This window comes from Pseudomonas sp. 8AS, assembly GCF_902506505.1.
Lineage (GTDB): Bacteria > Pseudomonadota > Gammaproteobacteria > Pseudomonadales > Pseudomonadaceae > Aquipseudomonas.
The window spans coordinates 3,465,908-3,482,894 of record NZ_LR733406.1 but is presented as its reverse complement, the minus strand read 5'-3'; the positions used below and the strand labels follow the sequence as shown (position 1 = coordinate 3,482,894).

General features: G+C 68.9%; 21 protein-coding genes and 3 riboswitches. Of the genes, 19 read left to right on the top strand and 2 right to left on the bottom strand.

Features of this window, described 5'->3' with window-relative positions; genetic code table 11:
- A complete protein-coding gene (gene cobW / locus GV001_RS16290) occupies positions 1-1,053 on the bottom strand; it encodes a cobalamin biosynthesis protein CobW (RefSeq protein WP_160081671.1) in 1,053 nt (350 codons plus the stop codon).
- Positions 1,054-1,146: 93 nt separating this feature from the next.
- Positions 1,147-1,351, bottom strand: a riboswitch (cobalamin riboswitch).
- Between the two features lie 60 nt (positions 1,352-1,411).
- Positions 1,412-1,633: riboswitch (cobalamin riboswitch) on the top strand.
- 241 nt (positions 1,634-1,874) lie between these two features.
- Between cobW and GV001_RS16285 the strand changes: the two genes are divergently transcribed.
- From GV001_RS16285 to cobM, 4 genes are read left to right on the top strand one after another with little or no spacing between them, the layout of a single operon-like run.
- On the top strand, positions 1,875-2,060 hold the full coding sequence (locus GV001_RS16285; RefSeq protein ID WP_160081669.1) for a CbtB-domain containing protein: 186 nt from the start codon (positions 1,875-1,877) through the stop codon (positions 2,058-2,060).
- A gap of 11 nt (positions 2,061-2,071) precedes the next feature.
- A complete protein-coding gene (locus GV001_RS16280; RefSeq protein WP_160081667.1) occupies positions 2,072-2,785 on the top strand; it encodes a CbtA family protein in 714 nt (237 codons plus the stop codon).
- The gene (locus GV001_RS16275; protein WP_160081665.1) at positions 2,778-3,176 is read left to right on the top strand and encodes a cobalamin biosynthesis protein; all 399 of its coding nucleotides are present in this window, start codon (positions 2,778-2,780) and stop codon (positions 3,174-3,176) included. Before GV001_RS16280 ends, GV001_RS16275 begins: the two co-directional genes overlap by 8 nt.
- A gap of 13 nt (positions 3,177-3,189) precedes the next feature.
- Positions 3,190-3,957 carry a precorrin-4 C(11)-methyltransferase gene (gene cobM / locus GV001_RS16270; protein WP_160081663.1) on the top strand — a complete coding sequence of 256 codons (768 nt, stop codon included), beginning with the start codon at positions 3,190-3,192 and terminating at the stop codon, positions 3,955-3,957.
- Here cobM and GV001_RS16265 read toward each other — a convergent pair.
- Positions 3,926-4,222, bottom strand: a complete 297-nt coding sequence (locus tag GV001_RS16265) for a hypothetical protein (RefSeq protein WP_160081661.1) — start codon at positions 4,220-4,222, stop codon at positions 3,926-3,928. The genes cobM and GV001_RS16265 overlap by 32 nt on opposite strands.
- A gap of 73 nt (positions 4,223-4,295) precedes the next feature.
- Here GV001_RS16265 and GV001_RS16260 point away from each other — a divergent pair, with 73 nt between their 5' ends.
- From GV001_RS16260 to GV001_RS16190, 15 genes are all read left to right on the top strand, one after another.
- The gene (locus tag GV001_RS16260) at positions 4,296-4,967 is read left to right on the top strand and encodes a DNA-3-methyladenine glycosylase I (protein WP_160081659.1); all 672 of its coding nucleotides are present in this window, start codon (positions 4,296-4,298) and stop codon (positions 4,965-4,967) included.
- Positions 4,968-5,011: 44 nt separating this feature from the next.
- A complete protein-coding gene (locus GV001_RS16255) occupies positions 5,012-5,779 on the top strand; it encodes an NAD-dependent deacylase (RefSeq protein ID WP_160081657.1) in 768 nt (255 codons plus the stop codon).
- A 69-nt stretch (positions 5,780-5,848) separates the two neighbouring features.
- Entirely contained in the window at positions 5,849-6,454 is a 606-nt protein-coding gene (locus tag GV001_RS16250) for a C40 family peptidase (RefSeq protein WP_160081655.1), read from the top strand.
- A gap of 77 nt (positions 6,455-6,531) precedes the next feature.
- A complete protein-coding gene (locus GV001_RS16245) occupies positions 6,532-7,053 on the top strand; it encodes a C40 family peptidase (protein WP_160081653.1) in 522 nt (173 codons plus the stop codon).
- Positions 7,050-7,712 (top strand): O-methyltransferase, encoded by a 663-nt coding sequence (locus GV001_RS16240; protein ID WP_160081651.1) that lies wholly within the window; start codon positions 7,050-7,052, stop codon positions 7,710-7,712. The genes GV001_RS16245 and GV001_RS16240 overlap by 4 nt, the downstream gene beginning before the upstream one ends.
- Positions 7,713-7,735: 23 nt before the next feature.
- A riboswitch (cobalamin riboswitch) is annotated at positions 7,736-7,956 on the top strand.
- A 146-nt stretch (positions 7,957-8,102) separates the two neighbouring features.
- Complete coding sequence (cobO, locus tag GV001_RS16235) at positions 8,103-8,714, top strand: cob(I)yrinic acid a,c-diamide adenosyltransferase (RefSeq protein WP_160081649.1); 612 nt, start codon at positions 8,103-8,105, stop codon at positions 8,712-8,714.
- Entirely contained in the window at positions 8,714-10,006 is a 1,293-nt protein-coding gene (locus tag GV001_RS16230; protein ID WP_160081647.1) for a cobyrinate a,c-diamide synthase, read from the top strand. Before cobO ends, GV001_RS16230 begins: the two co-directional genes overlap by 1 nt.
- Positions 10,003-10,653, top strand: a complete 651-nt coding sequence (bluB, locus tag GV001_RS16225; RefSeq protein ID WP_160081645.1) for a 5,6-dimethylbenzimidazole synthase — start codon at positions 10,003-10,005, stop codon at positions 10,651-10,653. The genes GV001_RS16230 and bluB overlap by 4 nt, the downstream gene beginning before the upstream one ends.
- Complete coding sequence (gene cbiB, locus GV001_RS16220) at positions 10,650-11,558, top strand: adenosylcobinamide-phosphate synthase CbiB (protein ID WP_160081643.1); 909 nt, start codon at positions 10,650-10,652, stop codon at positions 11,556-11,558. The genes bluB and cbiB overlap by 4 nt, the downstream gene beginning before the upstream one ends.
- The gene (gene cobD / locus GV001_RS16215) at positions 11,551-12,543 is read left to right on the top strand and encodes a threonine-phosphate decarboxylase CobD (protein ID WP_160081641.1); all 993 of its coding nucleotides are present in this window, start codon (positions 11,551-11,553) and stop codon (positions 12,541-12,543) included. Before cbiB ends, cobD begins: the two co-directional genes overlap by 8 nt.
- Positions 12,544-12,551: 8 nt before the next feature.
- Entirely contained in the window at positions 12,552-14,006 is a 1,455-nt protein-coding gene (locus tag GV001_RS16210; protein WP_160083436.1) for a cobyric acid synthase, read from the top strand.
- A 63-nt stretch (positions 14,007-14,069) separates the two neighbouring features.
- Positions 14,070-14,591, top strand: a complete 522-nt coding sequence (gene cobU, locus GV001_RS16205; RefSeq protein WP_160081639.1) for a bifunctional adenosylcobinamide kinase/adenosylcobinamide-phosphate guanylyltransferase — start codon at positions 14,070-14,072, stop codon at positions 14,589-14,591.
- The gene (gene cobT, locus GV001_RS16200) at positions 14,588-15,637 is read left to right on the top strand and encodes a nicotinate-nucleotide--dimethylbenzimidazole phosphoribosyltransferase (RefSeq protein ID WP_160081637.1); all 1,050 of its coding nucleotides are present in this window, start codon (positions 14,588-14,590) and stop codon (positions 15,635-15,637) included. The genes cobU and cobT overlap by 4 nt, the downstream gene beginning before the upstream one ends.
- Positions 15,637-16,209: an alpha-ribazole phosphatase family protein gene (cobC, locus tag GV001_RS16195; protein WP_160081635.1), complete on the top strand. Its 573-nt coding sequence runs from the start codon at positions 15,637-15,639 to the stop codon at positions 16,207-16,209. Before cobT ends, cobC begins: the two co-directional genes overlap by 1 nt.
- Positions 16,210-16,211: 2 nt before the next feature.
- On the top strand, positions 16,212-16,955 hold the full coding sequence (locus GV001_RS16190) for an adenosylcobinamide-GDP ribazoletransferase (RefSeq protein ID WP_160081633.1): 744 nt from the start codon (positions 16,212-16,214) through the stop codon (positions 16,953-16,955).
- Positions 16,956-16,987: the final 32 nt, after the last annotated feature.

The following is a 16,987-nucleotide window of genomic DNA, read 5'->3' as shown; positions in this document are numbered from 1 at the left end:
TCAGCCGGCCAGCGCGGCCTGCAGCTGCGCCTCGATGGCGGTGCGGTCGAGGTCCTGGCCGATCAGCACCAGGCGGCTGACGCGCGCTTCGCCTTCGCCCCAGGCGCGGTCGAAGTGGCGGTCGAAGCGCTGGCCGACGCCCTGCACCAGCAGGCGCATGGCCTTGCCGGGGATGGCGGCGAAGCCCTTGACGCGCAGGATGCCGTGCTCGGCCACGGTGTCCTTCAGAGCGGCCAGCAGGCGTGCTTCCTCGGCCTCCGGCAGGACCAGGTCGAAGGAGTCGAACTGGTCGTGGTCGTGGTCCTCGTCTTCCTCGTCGTGGTGGGTGCGGCGGGCGTCGATATGCAGCTCGGTCGCGCAGTTCAGGCCGAGCAGCACGTCCAGCGGCAGCTCGCCACCCTGAGCCTCGATCACCTTGACCGCAGGCGGCAGTTCCTCGGCCACCTCGGCGCGCACGGCGGCGAGGGCTGCGGCGTCGAGCAGGTCGGTCTTGTTCAGCAGCACCAGGTCGGCGCTGGTCAGCTGGTCGGCGAACAGCTCGTGCAGCGGCGACTCGTGATCCAGGTTCGGGTCCTGCCTGCGCTGGGCGTCCACCTGCTCGGGGAAGGCGGCGAAGGTGCCGGCGGCCACGGCCGGGCTGTCGACCACGGTGATCACCGCATCCACGGTGCAGGCGGTGCGGATTTCCGGCCAGTTGAAGGCCTGCACCAGCGGCTTGGGCAGGGCCAGGCCGGAGGTCTCGATGAGGATATGGTCGAGCTCGCCGCGGCGCGCCACCAGCTCGCGCATCACCGGGAAGAACTCCTCCTGCACGGTGCAGCACAGGCAGCCGTTGGCCAGTTCGAAGATGCGGCCTTCGGCCTCTTCCTCGCTGCAGCCGATGGCGCATTGCCTGAGGATGGCGCCGTCGATGCCCAGCTCGCCGAATTCGTTGACGATCACCGCGATGCGACGGCCACCGGCATGGGCCAGCAGGTGGCGCAGCAATGTGGTTTTACCGGCGCCGAGAAAGCCGGTGACTATGGTGACGGGAAGTTTGGCGAGAGGTTGCATGGCGGCCCCGGAAGCGTCGTGAAAGGGACGGACGGGCAGGGCGGGGCCGCGCGCACGAGCGAGGGCCGAACACCACCGGATCACCCCGCCCGGTTGTCGAAACGTTTGCGAGGCAGGTCTCCTGGCTCACGGCGTGGAGCCCGGGGGGCTCCTGATCCTTCGCCTTCCCACCCATTCAGGGCAGTGGCGTTTCGAAGGATGTCATCCGTTCACAGTTGCGGGGGCAGCCAGGGCATGAACCCTGTTCCCTCTTAGCTTCTTCGGCTGGCGAAGAAGAACCTCGGAAAGGCTGTAAGGCTACGCAGTGCCCGGAGGGCGGTCAACCGCGCGGTTGACGCTGGGCGCGGCTTCGTGATGTTCTAGAAAAGCTGTTTCAGGTGCCTCTCGCCGCCGTGCGCGAGGTGAAACGGGAAGCCGGTGGGCCCTTCTCCGCGTGGAGTGGGCCAGTCCGGCGCTGCCCCCGCAACGGTAAGCGATCGACGGGTCCCCAATGCCACTGTGCCTCGCGCATGGGAAGGCCGACCCGGTTCCTGCAAAGGCGTCGCAAGCCCGGAGACCGGCCTGAATCTTTCGTTAGAACCTTTTCAAGGTCTCGCGAGCTAGCGCCATGCAAGGCAAAAGCAGGCGAGGAAGCGCAGTGTACGAGCGGTACATGAGCATCCGAGCCTGCTTTTAACGCAGCAGGGCCGACGCGCAGCAGACATTGAACTGGTTCGTTGGCAACCCGCGGTGGGCGGGCGTACGCCGGTTTATGGCCCAGGGCGGGCCATTTCCTTGCTGCGACCTTCTGCCGGAATACCCATCCCAGGAAGGTGCTCATCATGTCCAGCCGTACGCTGTCGTCCTCCGCCGCCGTTTCGCTCCCGCTGTCCAAACGTCTGGCCATCGCCGCCGGCAGCTGCCTACTCGGCGCGCTGCTGATCTTCTTCGCCGGTTTCTCGCCCATCGAGGCGATGCACAACGCCGCCCACGATACCCGCCACAGCGCCGCCTTCCCCTGCCACTGAGACCGCCCGCCATGCTCAAACGCATCGCCCAGACCGCGGGCTTCGCCGGCCTGCTGGCCGCCATCGTGCTGACCCTGCTGCAGAGCCTGTGGGTCACCCCGCTGATCCTGCAGGCGGAAACCTTCGAAACCGCCGAACCGGTGGCCGAGCACAGCCACGAGGCACAGGCCGCCACTCATCAGCACGAGCACGAAGGCCATGGCCACGACGGCGAGGCCTGGTCGCCCGAAGATGGCTGGCAGCGCACCCTGGCCACCGGCCTGAGCAACCTGGTGGTGGCTGTCGGTTCCGCCCTGATACTGGCCGGTCTGTTCAGCCTGCGTGCGCCGAGCCGCACCTGGCAGGGCCTGCTCTGGGGCCTGGGCGGCTTCGCCGTGTTCAGCCTGGCACCGTCCGCCGGCCTGCCACCGGAGCTGCCGGGCACCGCCGCCGCCGACCTGCTGCTGCGCCAGTACTGGTGGGTCGGCACGGCTGTCGCCACCGCCGCCGGCCTGGGCCTGATCGCCTTCGCCCGCCACTGGGCGCTGCGTGGCGTCGGCCTGGTGCTGCTGGCCGTGCCGCACCTGATCGGCGCGCCGCAGCCGGACGTGCACCAGAGCCTGGCGCCCGAGGCGCTGGAGCATGAGTTCATCCTCGCCTCGCTGCTGACTAACGCGCTGTTCTGGTCTGCGCTGGGTCTGGCTGCGGCCTGGTTCTTCGCCCGTGGTGCCCGGCAGGATGCCTGATCCGGTGATCATCGCCGGCCTCGGCTGCCGTCGCGGCTGCACGGCGGCCGAACTGCACGAGCTGCTGGAAAAGACCCTGGAGCAGTTCGCGCTGCCGCTGAGCGCGCTGGATGGCCTGGCCAGCAGCACGCGCAAGCGGGGCGAGGCGGGGCTGCTGCAACTGGCCGCCGGCCTCGGCTTGCCGCTGGATTTCTACACCGCCGAGCAACTGATGCCCTACGAGTCGCAACTGAGCGAAGGCTCGGAGTTCGTGCGCGAGTTGACCGGCGCCGCCAGCGTGGCCGAGGCCAGTGCCCTGGCTGGTGCCGTCGAACGCACGGGGCGCTCCGCCTCGTTGCTGTGCCGCAAACGGCGCAGCACCGCTGCCACCCTGGCCATCGCCCGCGCCTGAATCGGAACCTTCCATGACCGTCTATTTCATCGGTGCCGGCCCCGGCGACCCGGAGCTGATCACCGTCAAGGGCCAGCGCCTGATCCGCAGCTGCCCGGTGATCCTCTATGCCGGCTCGCTGGTGCCGGTGGCCGTGTTGCAGGGCCACAACGCCGAGCAGGTGGTGAACACCGCCGAGCTGCATCTGCAGCAGATCATCACGCTACTGGCCGAGGCCCATGCCAGGGGCCAGGACGTGGCCCGCGTGCATTCCGGCGACCCCTCGCTGTACGGCGCCATCGGCGAGCAGATCCGCGAGCTGCGGGCGCTGCAGATTCCCTTCGAGATAGTCCCCGGCGTCACCGCCACGGCGGCCTGTGCGGCGCTGCTGGAGGCCGAGCTGACCCTGCCCGAGGTATCGCAGACGCTGATCCTCACCCGCTACGGCCACAACTCGCCCATGCCGGCGGGGGAGGCGCTGAGTGCCCTGGCCAGCCACCGCGCGACCCTGGCCATCCATCTGGGCGTGCAACACCTGCCGCGCATCGTCACGGAGCTGCTGCCGCACTACGGCGCCGATTGCCCGATCGCCGTGGTCCATCGCGCCAGCTGGCCGGATCAGGACTGGGTGCGTGGCACCCTGGCGGACATCGAGGCCAAGGTGGCCGCGAAGGGCTTTCGCCGTACCGCGCTGATCCTGGTCGGCCGGGTGCTGGGCGCCGAGGAGTTCGCCGACTCGGCGCTGTATGCCGAGGCCACTCGCCACCTGTTCAGGAAAGACGGCGCAGGCAATACAGACTGAGGTCGCTGTTGCCCTGGTTGTCGGCTATGACGATCTCGCCGCCTAGTGCCTTCAATCGCGTGTTCAGTTCGCTGGCGTACAGCGCCTGGCGAAAACGCGGGTAGTCGAGCTGCGGCGCCAGCCACTGCTGCAGCTGCGGCAGCCGGAAGGCCCAGTAGTCGGCCTGGCAAGCGAAGCCGGCCGCCTGCAGGCGAGCGAGCCGGTCGGTATCGCCGGCGAGCACGGCCTGGCACTGGGCGAAAAAGCTTTCCACGGGATCGTTCATGGCGGCGAATATTGCGTGCCAGTGGGGGTTGCGGGCAACCTGTGCGACCAGAGAAATGCAGCAAGGACCGATCATGCGCGACTACCAATGGCTGCACGAATACTGCCTCAACCGCTTCGGCTCGGCCGCGGCGCTGGAGGCCATGCTGCCGCAGCCGAAGAGCGACGCCGAGTTGCGCGCCCTGGGCGACGACCGCTACCTGTCGCTGATCGCCCTGCGGGTGTTCCGCGCCGGCCTCAAGCACAGCCTGGTGGACGCCAAGTGGCCGGCCTTCGAGGAAGTGTTCTTCGGCTTCGTCCCGGAGAAGGTGGCGCTGATGAGCGCCGAGCACCTGGAGCGGCTGATGCAGGATGCGCGCATCATCCGCCACCTAGGCAAGCTCAAGAGCGTGCCGCGCAACGCCCAGTTCGTGCTGGACGTGCAGAAGGAAAGAGGCAGCTTCGGCGCGCTGATCGCCGACTGGCCGGTGACCGATATCGTCGGCCTGTGGAAGTACCTGGCCAAGCATGGCAGCCAGCTCGGCGGGCTGTCGGCACCGCGCCTGCTGCGCATGATCGGCAAGGACACTTTCATCCCCACCGACGACATGGTCGCGGCGCTCAAGGCCCAGGAAATCATCGACAAGGCGCCGACCAGCCTCAAGGAACTGGCCACCGTGCAGGCGGCCTTCAACCAGTGGCACGCCGAAAGCGGCCGGCCGCTGTGCCAGCTGTCGGTGATGCTGGCGCATACGGTCAACCATTAAGCGGGGCTCTGGCGTAGGGTCGACGGGCTCAACAGGAGAATGCGATGGAGCAGGACATCATCCGCGTCGCCCAGGCCATCGAGCGGGCCGAGCGCATTCTGGTCATCACAGGCGCCGGCCTGTCCGCCGACTCTGGGCTGCCCACCTATCGCGGCCTCGGCGGCCTGTACAACGGTGTGACGGCCGAAGGCCTGCCGATCGAGGCGGCGCTGTCCGGGCCGATGCTGCGGCGCGACCCGGCGCTGTGCTGGAAGTACCTGGCCGAGCTGGGCAAGGCCTGCCTGGGTGCCCGAGCGAATGCCGGCCATGCGGCCATCGCCGAGCTGCAGCGGCGCAAGCCCGGTTGCTGGGTGCTGACGCAGAACATCGACGGCTATCACCGCCAGGCCGGCTCGCCGCTGGAGCGGCTGATCGAGATCCACGGCCAGCTGGCGCCGCTGTATTGCCAGTCGTGCGGGGCCGAGGACCCCGAGCTGGCCGCGCACCTGCAGCGGCCCTTGCCGCCACGCTGTGCCCAATGTGGGGGCATCCTGCGCCCGCCGGTGGTGCTGTTCGAGGAAATGCTGCCGGAGCAGGCCATCGGCAAACTCTACGAAGAGGTGCGCAAGGGCTTCGAGGTAGTGCTGGCGGTGGGCACCACGGCGAGCTTCCCCTACATCGTCGAGCCCCTGCTGCAGGCCCGCAGGAACGGGGGTTTCACCGCGGAAATCAACCCTGCGACAACTGACCTCAGTGGCTGGGTGGACGCCCACATAATGCAGGGGTCGTTAGATGTTTTGCCGGAACTACTGAGTCACATTTCTCGGCATTGAATTTGCAATCCTGGTCTTCAGCGGGCATAGTCGCCCCCTCATAAAAACCAGACAAACACGGTCGTGCCCATGCTGAAGCGCTTCGCACCCCTCGTGCCACTTGCACTGATCAGTCTCCTGGCGGCCTGTGCCGGCCAGGTTCCGCAGCAGCCCATCGAGCAGCTTGCGGTCGAGCCGGAAGCCGTCGAGTACATCTCCGACGAGCAGATGATGGCCGATATCACCGACGACAAACCCTATGCGCTGCCGCAGCTGGCAGACAGCATCCTCAGTCAGGGCCTGTCCCTGGTCGGCACCAAGTACCGTTTCGGCGGCACCTCGGTGAAAACCGGCTTCGACTGCAGCGGTTTCATCGGTTTCCTGTTCCGTGAAGAGGCCGGCATGAAGCTGCCGCGCTCGACCCGCGAAATGATTAACCTGGATGCCCCGCTGGTGGCCCGCGAAGAGCTTGAGCCGGGCGACATCATCTTCTTCAACAACCGTGGCCGTGGCCGCGTCAGTCATGCCGGCATCTACCTGGGCGATGACCAGTTCATCCACTCCAGCAGCAGCCGCAGCGGTGGCGTGCGCATCGACAGCCTGGACGACAGCTACTGGAACCGCAGCTACATGGAAGCCAAGCGCGCCCTGGCGCTGGCTCCGCAGCTGCAGGCTCAGCGTTCGGTCCAGCGTTGAGCCTGCACGGGCACAGGGCTTGCACCTGTGCCCGGCGCGCGGCAGAGTAGGGCGCATTCCGGCCAGGATCGCCCGCCATGCATGTAACGGCTCGCTTCGCCCTGCTAGCCCTCGCCGCGCTGCTCACCGCCTGCGCCGGCCATTCGCCCTCTCCTGATTACCCCGTCGACCCATTTCCCATCGTGGGCAACGAAAATGCCGACGATGTGCTGATGAGCGCCATCGGCCTGGTCGGTACGCCCTATCGCTATGGCGGCAACACCCCGGACGGCGGCTTCGACTGCAGCGGCCTGATCGGCTACGTGTACCGCAACTCGGCCGGCATCCAGCTGCCCCGTTCGACCCGCGAGATGATCAACCTGCGCGCGCCGACGGTCAGCCGCAATGCCCTGCAGAGCGGCGACCTGGTGTTCTTCGCCACCAACGGTGGCGGCCAGGTCAGCCATGCCGGCATCTATGTCGGCGAGGGGCGCTTCGTCCATGCGCCGTCCAGCGGCGGCACGGTACGCCTGGACACCCTGAGCACGGCCTACTGGCAGAAGGCCTACCTCAGCGCCAAGCGCGTGCTGGCGCCAGCGCAACTGGCGCGTCAGCCATGACCAATCGCACCCTCACCCTCGACGACAACCTCTACCAGTACCTGCTGGATGTATCCCTGCGCGAGACGCCGCTACTCAAGCGCCTGCGCGACGAAACGGCGCAGCTGGCCACGGCTCAGTGGCAGATCGCCCCCGAGCAGGGCCAGTTCATGGCCCTGCTGGTGCAGCTGACCGGGGCCAAGCGGATTCTCGAGATCGGCACCTTCACCGGCTACAGCGCCCTGTGCATGGCCGCCGCCATGCCGGCCGACGGCCAGCTGATCTGCTGCGACCTGCCCGGCGACTACAACGCCATCGCCCGCCGCTACTGGCAGGAAGCCGGCCTGCTGGAACGTATCGACCTACGCCTGGCACCGGCCCTGGAAACCCTCAACGCGCTGGAGCGCGGCGGGCAGGCCGAGTGCTTCGACCTGATCTTCATCGATGCCGACAAGGCCAACTATCCGGTGTACCTGGAGCACGCCCTGGTCCTGGCGCGCCAGGGCGGGCTGATCCTGTTCGACAACGTGCTGTGGAGCGGCCGGGTGCTCGAGCAGAACCCGGACAGCGCCGACACCCGCGCGATCCAGGCGCTCAACCGCACGCTTAAACGCGACCGGCGCCTCGACCTGTCCCTGCTGCCGCTGGGCGATGGCCTGACCCTCTGCCGCAAGCGTTGACGCTCCACCCCCCAACCTTCTACCCTGCGCCCCTTGCAACAGGTGCCCCGGTCGCGACGCGTCCACGGGGTGAAACAGGGAAGCCGGTACATTCGCTCGCGAAGAATCCGGCGCTGCCCCCGCAACGGTAGGTGAGTCAAGGATCGCATCCAGCCACTGTGTCATTCGGCACGGGAAGGCGCGGTCGGGGAGCCAAAGGCTCCGCTCACAAGCCCGGAGACCGGCCTGAAGCGATCCACGGCATTGCGGCGGGCTTTGCGAGTGGGTGGGCCTGCTCGGCCTCCCCGCGTGTTGTCCTGCTGCTGCCTCCATTCTGTTTCGGCGCCGCGCCTATCGAAGGTCGTGGCGCCGGTGCATTGGCGCGCCGCAGCCGGTCGCGAGGAGTTGTAGATGAGCGAGTCCGCCGCGCGCGACGAACGCCACAAGGCGCGCATGCAGCGCAAGAAAGCGCTGATCGACGAGAAGATCGCCCAGGCCCAGGACGAATATGGCCTGCTGCTGGTGCACAGCGGCAACGGCAAGGGCAAGAGCAGCTCGGCCTTCGGCATGGTTGCCCGTGCGCTTGGCCACGGCATCAAGGTCGGTGTGGTGCAGTTCATCAAGGGCGCCGCCAGCACCGGTGAGGAAAGCTTCTTCCGCCGTTTTCCCGAGGAAGTCAGCTACCACGTGATGGGCGAGGGCTTCACCTGGGAAACCCAGGACCGCCAGCGCGACATCGACAAGGCCCGCGAGGCCTGGGCAGTGGCGGTGCAGTTGCTCAGCGACCCGCAGATCGGCCTGGTGGTGCTCGACGAGCTGAATATCGCCCTCAAGCACGGCTATCTGGAGCTGGATGCGGTGCTCGCCGACATCGAGGCGCGGCCGCTCTCGCAGCACGTGGTGGTGACCGGCCGCGGCGCCTTGCCGGGGATGATTGAGGCGGCGGATACCGTTACCGAGATGAGCCTGGTCAAGCATGCCTTCAAGGCCGGCGTCAAAGCGCAGAAGGGCATCGAATTCTAATGAGTGCTCGTCACTGCCCGGCCCTGCTGATCGCCGCCCCGGCGTCCGGCCAGGGCAAGACCACCGTCACCGCCGCCCTGGCGCGCCTGCATACGCGGGCCGGCAAGCGCGTGCGGGTGTTCAAGTGCGGGCCGGACTTTCTCGACCCGATGATCCTTGCCCGTGCCTCGGGCCAGGCGGTGTACCAGCTCGACCTGTGGATGGTCGGCGAGGACGAATGCCGGCGCCTGCTCTGGGAGGCGGCGGGCGAGGCCGACCTGATCCTGATCGAAGGGGTGATGGGGCTGTTCGACGGCAGTCCCTCGGCCGCCGACCTGGCGCGGCGCTTCCAGGTGCCGGTGCTGGGGGTGATCGACGGCAGCGCCATGGCCCAGACCTTCGGCGCCATGGCCTATGGCTTGGCCAACTTCCAGCACAACCTGCCGTTCGCCGGGGTGCTGGCCAACCGCACTGGTAGCACGCGGCATGGCGAGATCCTGCGTGACAGCCTGCCGCCGGCGCTCCGCTGGTATGGTGCCTTGCCGCGCAGCGCCGCGCTGGAGCTGCCCAGCCGCCACCTGGGCCTGGTCCAGGCCGAGGAGCTGGCCGATCTGGATTCGCGCCTGGACGCGGCGGCCGATGCGCTGCTGGCCAGCGCCGGCGATGCCCTGCCGGACCCGGTGTGCTTCGCCGCACCGGTGGAGGAAGCGCTCGAACCGCTGCTGGCCGGTGTGCGCATCGGCGTGGCCCGCGACACCGCGTTCGCCTTTCTCTACCAGGCCAACCTCGACCTGCTGCGCCGGCTCGGCGCCGAGCTGTGCTTCTTCTCGCCGCTCAGCGAGCGCCAGTTGCCCGCGGTGGACAGCCTCTACCTGCCCGGCGGCTATCCGGAGCTGCACCTGCAGCAGCTGGCCGAGAACCTGGCGATGCGCGAGGCGATTCATGTGCATCAGGCCGCCGGCAAGCCGATCCTCGCCGAGTGCGGCGGCATGCTCTACCTGCTCGACCGCCTGACCGACAAGGCCGGGCACAGCGCCGAACTGCTCGGCCTGCTGCCCGGCCAGGCGCAGATGCAGCCGCGCATGGCGGCCCTTGGCCTGCAGCAAGTAGAGCTGCCGGAAGGCCTGCTGCGTGGCCACACCTACCACCATTCGCAGCTCGACTCGCCCGTCGAGCCACTGGCGCGTGGCAGCAGCCCGAACCAGCGCCCGGCCAGCGAGGCGGTCTATCGCCTGGGTCGGTTGACCGCCTCCTATATCCACTTCTACCTGCCGTCCAACCCGCAGGCCGCCGCCGGGCTGCTGTTGCCATGAGCGAGCATGCCTTCAGCCCTGCGGAACGTGCCGCGGTGTACCGGGCCATTGCCGAACGCCGCGATATGCGCCACTTCGCCGGTGGTGTGGTGGCTCCGGAGCTGCTCGCGCGGTTGTTGGAGGCGGCGCACCAGGCGCCCAGCGTCGGTCTGATGCAGCCCTGGCGCTTTATCCGCATCACCCGCCCGGTGCTGCGCGAGGCCATCCATGGCCAGGTCGAGGCCGAGCGGGTGCGCACCGCCGAGGCGCTGGGCGAGCGTAGTGACGAGTTCATGCGGCTCAAGGTCGAGGGCATCCGCGACTGCGCCGAGCTGCTGGTGGTGGCGCTGATGGACGAGCGCGAGAAACACATCTTCGGCCGCCGGACCCTGCCGGAAATGGACCTGGCCTCCCTGGCCTGCGCCATCCAGAACCTCTGGCTGGCCTCGCGCGCCGAAGGCCTGGGGCTGGGCTGGGTCTCGCTGTTCGAGCCGCAGGCGCTGGCTGAGCTGCTGCACATGCCGGCCGGCAGTAAGCCGCTGGCGATTCTCTGCCTGGGTCCGGTCACCGAGTTCTACCGCGAGCCGATGCTGGTCCGGGAAGGCTGGGCCACGCCGCGCCCGCTGCAGGAGCTGCTGTTCACCGACAGCTGGGGGCGGCACGAATGAGCCTATTGTTGGCCACCCTGGCCGGAGTGACCCTGGACGGCCTGCTCGGTGAACCCAAACGCTGGCACCCGCTGGTGGCCTTTGGCGGCCTGGCGCAACGCATCGAACAACGCCTCAACAGTGGTGGTCACGGCTGGCGTAGCCACGGCGTTACCGGCTGGTGCCTGGCGGTGCTGCCGCTGACCCTGATCAGCCTGCTGCTGGCGCGCCTGCCCTATCTCGGCTGGCTGGTGGAAGTGCTGGCCCTGTACGCCGCCCTCGGCCTGCGCAGCCTCGGCGAGCACGCGCTGCCGGTGGCCCAGGCCCTGCGCCTGGGCGATCTGCCCGAGGCGCGCAAGCGCGTCGGCTATCTGGTCAGCCGGCAGACCGCCGAGCTGGACAGCGAGGGCGTGGCCCGCGCCGGCACCGAGTCGGTGCTGGAGAACGGCTCGGACGCAGTGTTCGCCGCGCTGTTCTGGTTCCTCGTCGCCGGTGCACCGGGCGTGGTGCTGTATCGCCTGAGCAATACCCTGGATGCCATGTGGGGCTATCGAAATGAGCGTTTCGAACGCTTTGGCTGGGCCGCGGCGAAGATCGACGATGGCCTCAACTACATCCCCGCGCGCCTGGTGGCACTGACCTACGCACTGCTCGGCAACACTGCCCTGGCCCTGCGTTGCTGGCGCCAGCAGGCGCCGCAGTGGGACAGCCCCAACGCCGGTCCGGTGATGGCCGCCGGTGCCGGCGCCCTCGGCGTCAGCCTGGGCGGCGCGGCGACCTACCACGGCGAGCTGCATGTGCGCCCGGTGCTGGGCGCCGGCCCGGCGGCGCGGGCGCGGGATATCGAACGGGCGCTCAATCTGGTCAATGGCGGCGTACTGCTGTGGCTGGTGCTGTTGCTAATCGGGAGTCTTTACCTTGCTTGAACACGGTGGCCGCCTGCGTGCGGCGGCGCAGCGCTATGGCATCGCCCTGGCCGACTGGCTCGACCTGTCCACCGGCATCGCGCCCTACGGCTGGCCGTTGCCGGCGATTGCGGCGACGGCCTGGAGCCGCCTGCCCGAGCCGGACGATGGTCTGGAGGCGGTGGCGCGCGACTACTACGGCGTGCCCGCCTTGTTGCCGGTGGCCGGCTCCCAGGCGGCGATCCAGGCCCTGCCGCAGTTGCGCCGACCGGGGCGAGTGGGGATCGTCTCGCCGGCCTACGCCGAGCATGCTGAGGCCTGGCGCCGCGAAGGGCATCAGGTCACTGAACTCGGCGAAGGCGCGGTGGGCCGCGCCCTGGAACGCCTGGATGTGCTGCTGCTGATCAACCCCAACAACCCGACCGGGCGGCTGCTCGCGCCGCAACAGCTGCTCGACTGGCACGCCCGCCTGGCCGAGCGCGGCGGCTGGCTGGTGGTGGACGAGGCGTTCATCGACTGCACCCCCGAGCACAGCCTGGCGGCGTTCAGCCAGTTGCCGGGGCTGATCGTGCTGCGCTCGTTCGGCAAGTTCTTCGGTCTGGCCGGTATCCGCCTGGGGTTCGTTCTGGCCGAACCGACCCTGCTGGAACGCTTGACCGAGCGTCTCGGCCCCTGGACCATCAGCGGCCCGACGCGGGCGGTCGCCACCACCATCCTGCAGGACAGCGTCGGCCAGCAGGCCCAGCGCGAACGTCTGCAGGCCGACGGTCTGCGCCTGGCCGTGCTGCTCAGCGCCCAGGGCCTGGCACCGGCGGGCGGCACCGCACTGTTCCAGCTGGTCGCGCAGCAGCATGCTGTCGGCCTGCACGGCTACTTCGCCCGCCGCGGCATCCTCCTGCGTCTGTTCGCCGAGACCCGCTGCCTGCGCTTCGGTCTGCCCGCCGACGAGACCGGCTGGCAGCGGCTGGAGCAGGCGTTGCAGTCCTGGCAAGAGGAATTCGCATGAGTACAGCGATGGCTGCCACCTTGATGGTGCAGGGCACCACCTCCGATGCCGGCAAGAGCACCCTGGTGACTGCCCTGTGCCGCTGGCTCAAGCGCCAGGGCATCGCTGTGGTGCCGTTCAAGCCGCAGAACATGGCGCTCAACAGCGCGGTGACGGCCGACGGTGGCGAGATCGGCCGGGCCCAGGCGGTGCAGGCCCAGGCCGCTGGCCTCGCACCGCACACCGACATGAACCCGGTGCTGCTCAAGCCCAACAGCGATACCGGCGCCCAGGTGATCATCCACGGCCGCGCCATCGGCAACATGCACGCGGTGGCCTACCACGACTACAAGCAGACGGCGCGCGCCGCCGTGCTGGCATCCCACCAACGCCTCAGCGCGCAGTACCCGGTGGTGATGGTCGAGGGCGCCGGTTCGCCGGCGGAGATCAACCTGCGCGCCGGTGACATTGCCAATATGGGCTTCGCCGAAGCGGTGGACTGCCCGGTGATCCTGATTGCCGATATCGACAAGGGCGGCGTGTTCGCCCATCTGGTCGGCACCCTCGAATTGCTCAGCCCATCGGAGCAGGCGCGGGTGCAGGGCTTCGTGATCAACCGTTTCCGCGGCGACCTCAGCCTGCTGCAGCCGGGCCTGGACTGGCTGGAGCAGCGCACCGGCAAGCCGGTGCTGGGCGTGCTGCCGTACCTGATGGACTTTCACCTGGAGGCCGAGGACGCGGTCGCCACGCGCCAGGTGACCCAGGCCGGGACACAACTCAAGATCGTGGTACCGGTGCTGCCGCGCATCAGCAACCACACCGACTTCGACCCGCTGCGCCTGCACCCGCAGGTCGACCTGCAGTTCATCGGCCCCGGCCAGGCCATCCCGCCGGCCGACCTGATCATCCTGCCCGGCTCGAAAAGCGTGCGCGCCGACCTGGCTTTCCTGCGCGAGCAAGGCTGGCCGGGGGCCATCGACCGCCACCTGCGCTACGGCGGCAAGCTGCTCGGCATCTGCGGCGGCCTGCAGATGCTCGGCACGCGCATCGACGATCCCCACGGCCTGGAAGGCGCGCCCGGCAGCAGCGCCGGCCTGGGCCTGCTGGACTTTGCCACCGTGCTGGAGCCGGAGAAGCAACTGCGCAATGTGCAGGGCGTGTTGTGCCTGGAGCAGGCGGCGGTGAGCGGCTACGAGATCCATGCCGGGGTCAGCACGGGTGCCGGGCTGAATGGCGCGGTGCGGCTGGATGACGGTCGGCCGGACGGCGGTCTGAGCGCCGATGGCCAGGTGCTCGGTACCTACCTGCATGGGCTGTTCGAATCGAGCGAGGCCTGTGGCGCGCTGCTGCGCTGGGCCGGCCTGCGCGAGGTGCAGACGGTGGACTACCATGCCCTGCGCGAACGCGATATCGAGCGCCTGGCCGATCTGGTCGAGGCCCATCTGGACACCGCCAGGCTGCGCCAGCTGTGTGGTCTGGCGTAGGGTGCGCCGTGCGCACCGCAAGCCCCATCAATGGTGCGCACGGCGCACCCTACGGGAGAGCTCATGCTTGAACTGATTTTGGGCGGCGCCCGTTCCGGCAAGAGCCGTCTGGCCGAGAAGCTGGCGGCCGATAGCGGCCTGGCGGTGACTTATATTGCCACCAGCCAGGCGCTGGACGGCGAAATGAGCGAGCGCATCGCCCAGCACCGCGCGCGGCGCCCGGCCGGCTGGGCGCTGGTCGAGGAACCACTGGAGCTGGCCCGGGTGCTGCGCGAGCAGGCGGGCGAGGGCCGCTGCCTGCTGGTCGACTGCCTGACCCTGTGGCTGACCAACCTGCTGATGCTGGACGACGAAGCGCATCTACAAGCCGAGCGCGCGGCGCTGCTGGAGTGCCTGGCCGAGTTGCCGGGGCGGATCATCCTGGTCAGCAACGAAACCGGTCTCGGCGTGGTGCCGCTGGGCGAGCTTACCCGCCGTTATGTCGACGAAGCCGGCTGGCTGCACCAGGCCCTGGCCGAACGCAGCCAGCGGGTGGTATTCACCGTCGCCGGCCTGCCCATGGTTCTGAAAGGAGAACGCCTGTGAATGCATTCTGGTGGCAGGCGAGCTTCCGACCGCTCGATGAGCAGGTGGCCGCCCAGGCCCTGCGGCGCCAGGCCGAGCTGACCAAGCCGGCCGGCGCCCTCGGCCAGCTGGAGCCGCTGGCGGTACGCCTGGCCGCCCAGCAGGGGCGTGTGCGTCCCGAGCTGGAGCGGGTGTGGATCAGCATCTTCGCCGGTGACCATGGCGTGGTCGCCGAAGGCGTGTCGGCCTATCCGCAGGCGGTGACCGTGCAGATGCTCGGCAACTTTGCCGGCGGTGGCGCGGCGATCAGCGTGCTGGCCCGCCAGCTGGGCGCGACTCTGGAAGTACACAACCTTGGTACGGTCGAACCGGCGCCGGCCATGGCCGGGGTCTGCCAGCATCAACTGGCGCCGGGCACGGCCAATTTCACCCAGGCGCCGGCGATGAGCGGCGAACTGTGCCTGGCGGCGCTGCAGGTCGGCCGCGCGGTGGCCGAGCGCGCTGCGGCCGCCGGCTGCCAGCTGTTTATCGGCGGCGAGATGGGCATCGGCAACACCACGGCGGCCAGCGCCCTGGCCTGTGTGCTGCTGGACAAGCAGCTGAGCGAGTTGGTCGGCCCCGGTACCGGGCTGGACAGTGCCGGTGTGGCGCGTAAGATCCGCGCCGTCGAATCCGCCCTGGCCCTGCACGGTCAGGCCCGCGCACCGCTGGATTGCCTGCAGCGCCTGGGCGGCCTGGAGATCGCCGCACTGACCGGTGCCTACCTGGCCTGCGCGCAGCAGGGCGTCAGCGTGCTGGTCGACGGCTTTATCTGCAGCGTCGCGGCCCTGCTGGCGGTGCGCCTGAATCCGGGCGTGGCCGACTGGCTGCTGTTCAGCCACAGCGGCGCCGAGCCGGGCCATCGTCACGTGCTGGCTGCCCTCGACGCCGAGCCGTTACTGCAACTGGGCCTGCGCCTGGGCGAGGGCAGTGGCGCGGCGCTGGCGGTGCCGTTGTTGCGCCTGGCGTGCGCCCTGCACGGGCAGATGGCGACTTTTTCTGAAGCAGCAGTACAGGAGCAAGGTTGATGAGTTTGCAGCTGGATCTTTTGCGCCACGGTGAGACCACCGGCGGCAACGGTTTTCGTGGCAGCCTGGACGACGCCCTCAGCGAGCGCGGCTGGCAGCAGATGCACGCGGCCCTGGCCGAACAAGGCGACTGGGACCTGATCATCAGCTCGCCGCTGCAGCGCTGCGAGGCCTTCGCCCGCCAGTTGGCCGAGACCAAGGGCTTGCCGCTGCGCATCGAGGCCGATCTGCGCGAGCTGCACTTCGGCGACTGGGAAGGGCGCAACGCCGCGCAAATCCTTCTCGAAGACACCGAGGCGCTGGGCAGCTTCTGGAACGATCCGTTCAACTTCACCCCGCCGAATGCCGAGCCGGTGCGCGACTTCGCCGCACGGGTGATGGCCGCCATCGAGCGCCTGCAGCAGGAACTGGCCGGCCAGCGCGTGCTGCTGGTGACCCACGGCGGCGTGATGCGCCTGCTGCTGGCCCAGGCTCGCGGCCTGCCGCAGCAGCAATTGCTGCAGGTCGAGGTCGGCCACGGCGCGCTGCATCGCCTGCAGGTTGCGGCCGACCTGAGCCTGCGCGAAGCCTGAGCATGCGCCCGGCCGAGCCGCTGCTGATCGCCCTGCAGTTCCTCACCCGCCTGCCGGTGAGCCTGGCGGGCATGCCGGCGCCCCGGCAGCTGGGACGTTCGCTGCTGTGGTACCCGGCGGTCGGGCTGCTGCTCGGCGGCCTGTTGCTGCTGGCGCAGCTGCTGCTCAGCGGCGCGCCGGTCTTGCTGCAGGCGGCACTGTTGCTGGCGCTGTGGGTCGGCCTGAGCGGCGGCCTGCACCTGGACGGCCTGGCCGACACCGCGGATGCCTGGGTCGGCGGTTATGGCGACCGCGAGCGTACCCTGGCGATCATGAAAGACCCGCGCAGCGGGCCGATCGCCGTGGTGGTGCTGGTATTGCTGCTGTTGCTCAAGTTCACCGCCCTGGTCGCACTGCTGCAGGCCGGGCAGTGGAGTGCGCTGTTGCTGGCGCCCTGGCTGGGACGCGGGTTGTTGCCGTTGCTGCTGCTCACCACCCCTTATGTGCGCGCCGGCGGCCTGGGCCAGGCGCTCAGCGAACACCTGCCACGTCAGCAACTGCCTGCGGTACTGGCTGGCAACGCCCTGCTCATGCTGCTTTTTGGCTGGGCAGGGTTGCTGGCCATCGGCGCTGCGCTGCTGGCTTTCTTCCTGCTGCGCCGCGCCTGCCTCGCCCGCCTGGGCGGCACCACCGGCGATACCGCCGGGGCGCTGCTGGAGCTGGTCGAGTGTGCAGTTTTGCTGACCCTGGCGCTCGCCCTGGCATAGGCTGCATCGCGGGGGCATTGGTGCGCGCGGCG